Source organism: Micromonospora sp. D75 (assembly GCF_018070405.1).
GTDB classification, from domain to species: Bacteria; Actinomycetota; Actinomycetes; order Mycobacteriales; family Micromonosporaceae; genus Micromonospora; species Micromonospora chalcea.
Window position 1 is genome coordinate 1 of record NZ_JAGPXV010000540.1, and the last position, 4,145, is coordinate 4,145.

The 4,145-nt window shown below is 72.1% G+C and carries 3 protein-coding genes; all 3 read right to left on the reverse strand.

Features of this window, described 5'->3' with window-relative positions; translation table 11 throughout:
- A partial coding sequence (locus KBX39_RS24940; RefSeq protein ID WP_210872791.1) for a pitrilysin family protein occupies positions 1 to 1,266 on the reverse strand: 1,266 nt, incomplete at its 3' end.
- A gap of 153 nt (positions 1,267 to 1,419) precedes the next feature.
- Positions 1,420 to 3,777, reverse strand: coding sequence for a polyribonucleotide nucleotidyltransferase (locus tag KBX39_RS24945; protein ID WP_043325800.1), 2,358 nt, complete (start codon positions 3,775 to 3,777; stop codon positions 1,420 to 1,422).
- A 220-nt stretch (positions 3,778 to 3,997) separates the two neighbouring features.
- Positions 3,998 to 4,145: 30S ribosomal protein S15 (gene rpsO, locus KBX39_RS24950; RefSeq protein WP_210872793.1), on the reverse strand; the 148-nt coding region annotated here is incomplete at its 5' end.

Here is a 4,145-nt window from a genome sequence, read left to right on the forward strand (position 1 = left end):
GGCGGCGAGCGTGTTCACGTCGTCGAGGGTCACCGCGTCCACCCGGGCCAGCAGGTCGTCCACCGGCATCAGGTTGCCGTAGAGCAGCTCGCCCTTGGCGAGCCGGCTCATCCGCGAGCCGGTGTCCTCCAGCCCGAGCACGAACGAGCCCTTGCTCATCCCCTTGCCCCGGGCCAGTTCCGCCTCGGTGATCCCCTCGGCGGCGACCCGGGCCAGCTCGGCGCGGGTCAGGTGCAGCACCTCGTCCACCTTGCCCGGAGCGCAACCGGCGTAGACGGCGAACACGCCGCTGTCGGCGTACTGGCTGGCGTAGGAGTAGACCGAGTACGCGAGGCCGCGCTGTTCCCGGATCTCCTGGAACAGCCGGCTGGACATGCCGCCGCCGAGCACGTTGTTGAGCACGCCGAGGGCGAAGCGCCGCTCGTCGGTGCGGTCGATGGCCGGGCAGCCGAGGACGACGTGCGCCTGCTCGGTCTCCTTCGGCTCGACGAGCGTGGTGGCCGGCTTGGTGCGTACCCCCGGGGTGGACGGGCGGTGCGACGCCGGCGCCGCCGGGTCGGTGTCCAGCGGGGTGCCGCGCAGCGCCTGCCGGACCAGCTTGACCACCGCGGCGTGGTCGAGGTTGCCGGCGGCGGCGATCACGATCCGCGGCGGGGTGTAGCGGCGGCGGTAGAAGCCCTGGATCTGCCGCCGGCTCATCGGCGTGACGGTCTCCTCGGTGCCGGAGATGAGGCGGCCCAGCGGGTGGTCGCCGTAGACGGCGCGGGTGAACAGGTCGTGCACCTCGTCGCCGGGCTCGTCGTCGTGCATGGCGATCTCTTCGAGGATGACGCCGCGCTCGGTCTCCACGTCGGACGGGGTCAGCACCGAGTCGGCGACCAGGTCGCACATGACGTCGATGGCCAGCGGCAGGTCCTCGTCCAGCACCCGCGCGTAGTAGCAGGTGTATTCCTTCGTGGTGAAGGCGTTGGTCTCGCCGCCCACCGCCTCGATCTGGGACGAGATCTCCAGCGCGCTGCGCTTGTTGGTGCCCTTGAACAGCAGGTGTTCCAGGAAGTGCGCGGCGCCGGCCTGCGGGCCGGTCTCGTCGCGCGAACCGACCGCCACCCAGATGCCGAACGACACGCTGCGCATGGCCGGGATCGCCTCGGTCAGCACCCGCAGCCCGCTGGGCAGCACGGTACGGCGGACGGTGCCGCCGAGCGGGTCGTCGCTGAGCGTCCGGGTGACCGCGCGGGCGGCCGAACCCGGCCCGGTCGACGTCACCCCCCGTCCCGTCGAGGCGGCTGACGAACTCACGAGCACCTGCTCTCCGGATGACGAGGGACGGCGGGACGTACGACGGCTCCAGCTCGCGCAGGCGACCTGGAGCCGTGGTCCGGCCCGGGTGACGCGGACGTCACCCGGGCCGGCGGTGGATCAGCTGTGCCGGGTCCGGCGACGCGGACGGGACTCGCCGCCGCCCTCGCCGCCCTCGGAGCGGCGCTCGCCGCGCTCCCGGTCGCCACCCCGGTCACCCCGGTCACGCGGGCCGCGGTCGCCGCCGCGGTCCCGGCCCGACGGACGGTCGCCACCCTCGGCGGCGGCCGGCGCCTCGGCGCCCTCCGGGCGGATCTTGTCCAGGTAGATCTTGCCGCGGGCGTCGATGTCCGCGATCTCCACCTCGACCTTGTCGCCGACGTTGAGGAAGTCCTCGACCTTCTCGACCCGCTTGCCGTCGCCCACCTTGGAGATGTGCAGCAGGCCGTCGCGGCCCGGCAGCAGCGAGATGAAGGCGCCGAACGCGGCGGTCTTCACCACGGTGCCGAGGAACCGCTCGCCGACCTTGGGCAGCGTCGGGTTGGCGATGCCGTTGATCCGGTCCACCGCGGCCTGGGCCGCCGGCCCGTTTGTGGCGCCGACGTAGATCGTGCCGTCGTCCTCGATGGAGATCTCGGCGCCGGTCTCGTCCTGGATCGCGTTGATGGTCTGGCCCTTCGGGCCGATCACCATGCCGATCTTGTCGACCGGGATCTTCACGGTGGTGACCCGCGGCGCGTAGTCCGACATCTCGGCCGGCGCCTCGATGGCCCGCTGCATCACGTCGAGGATGGTCTGCCGGGCCTCGTGCGCCTGCTGCAGCGCGGCGGCCAGCACGTCCGACGGGATGCCGTCGAGCTTGGTGTCGAGCTGGAGCGCGGTGACGAAGTCCCGGGTGCCGGCGACCTTGAAGTCCATGTCGCCGAACGCGTCCTCGGCGCCGAGGATGTCGGTCAGCGTCACGTACTGGGTCTTGCCGTCGACCTCGTCGGAGATGAGGCCCATGGCGATGCCGGCGACCGGCGCCTTCAGCGGCACACCGGCGGAGAGCAGGCCCAGCGTCGAGGCGCAGACCGAACCCATCGAGGTGGAGCCGTTGGAGCCGAGCGCCTCGGAGACCTGCCGGATGGCGTACGGGAACTCCTCGCGCGAGGGCAGCACCGGGATCAGCGCCCGCTCGGCGAGCGCGCCGTGGCCGATCTCGCGCCGCTTCGGCGAGCCGACCCGGCCGGTCTCACCGGTCGAGTACGGCGGGAAGTTGTAGTTGTGCATGTAGCGCTTGCGGTTCTCCGGGGACAGCGTGTCCACCATCTGCTCCATGCGCAGCATGTTCAGCGTGGTGACGCCCAGGATCTGGGTCTCGCCGCGCTCGAACAGCGCCGAGCCGTGCACCCGCGGCAGCACGCCGACCTCGGCGGTCAGCGGGCGGATGTCACGCGGGCCGCGGCCGTCGATGCGGACCTGCTCGCGCAGCACCCGGTTGCGGACCTCGGACTTGGTCAGCGAACGGAACGCGGCGGACAGCTCCTTCTCGCGGCCCTCGAAGCGGCCGGTCAGCTCCTCGGCGACCTTGGCCTTGATCCGGTCCAGGGCCTCCTCGCGGTCGGCCTTGCCGGCGATCTTCAGCGCCTCGGCGACCTCGGCGCGGGCCACCTCGGCCACCGCGTCGTACGCGTCGTCCTGGTAGTCCAGGAAGATCGGGAACTCGGCGACCGGCTTGGCGGCCACCTCGGCCAGCTCGCTCTGCGCCCGGCACAGCTCGCGGATGGCCGGCTTGGCGGCCTCCAGGCCGCTGGCCACGATCTCCTCGGTCGGCGCGGTCGCGCCGCCCGAGATCAGGGTCACCGCGTTCGGGGTGGCCTCGGCCTCGACCATCATGATCGCGACCTCGCCGTCGGCCAGGGTGCGGCCGGCCACGACCATGTCGAACGTGGCCCGCTCCAGCTCCTCCAGGGTCGGGAAGGCGACCCACTGGCCGTCGACGTGCGCGACCCGGGTCGCGCCGATCGGGCCGGAGAACGGCAGGCCGGACAGCTTGGTCGACATCGAGGCGGCGTTGATCGCCACCACGTCGTACGGGTGCTGCGGGTCGAGCGCCAGCACCGTCTCGACGACCTGGACCTCGTTGCGCAGGCCCTTGACGAACGACGGGCGCAGCGGCCGGTCGATCAGCCGGCAGGTGAGGATGGCGTCCTCGCTGGGCCGGCCCTCGCGGCGGAAGAACGAGCCGGGGATCCGGCCCGCGGCGTACATCCGCTCCTCGACGTCCACGGTCAGCGGGAAGAAGTCGAACGACTCGCGCGGCTGCTTGCCGGCCGTGGTGGCGGAGAGGACGACCGTCTCGCCGAGCTGGGCGACGACGGAGCCGGCGGCCTGGCGGGCCAGGCGGCCGGTGGAGAAGGTGATCTCACGGGTGCCGAAGGACCCGTTGTCGATCACCGCGGTGCGGGATTCGGTGCCGAGGTTGGTCTCGGTCATGTGCTGTGGTGCTCCTTCGCGTCGTCGGCCGACGACACGGGAACTGCTCAGGCGGCCGGTCTTCGATCGAAGCGCCCGGGTGGGCCGGCGTCGTGCCGGGATGCCCGGGGGCCACTACCGGAGACCGGTGCTGACCGGCTCCCTCTTCGGGTGTCGCGCGGCCGGGTTCTTCGGTGGTACTGCAACGGGGGAGCGGCCAGGCGGCCACTCCCCCGTCAGGTCATCGGCGCAGGCCGAGCCGCTCGATGAGCGACCGGTAGCGGTTGATGTCCTTCTTCTGGACGTAGTTCAGCAGCCGGCGGCGCCGGCCGACCAGCAGCAGCAGCCCACGGCGGCTGTGGTGGTCGTGCTTGTGCACCTTCAGGTGC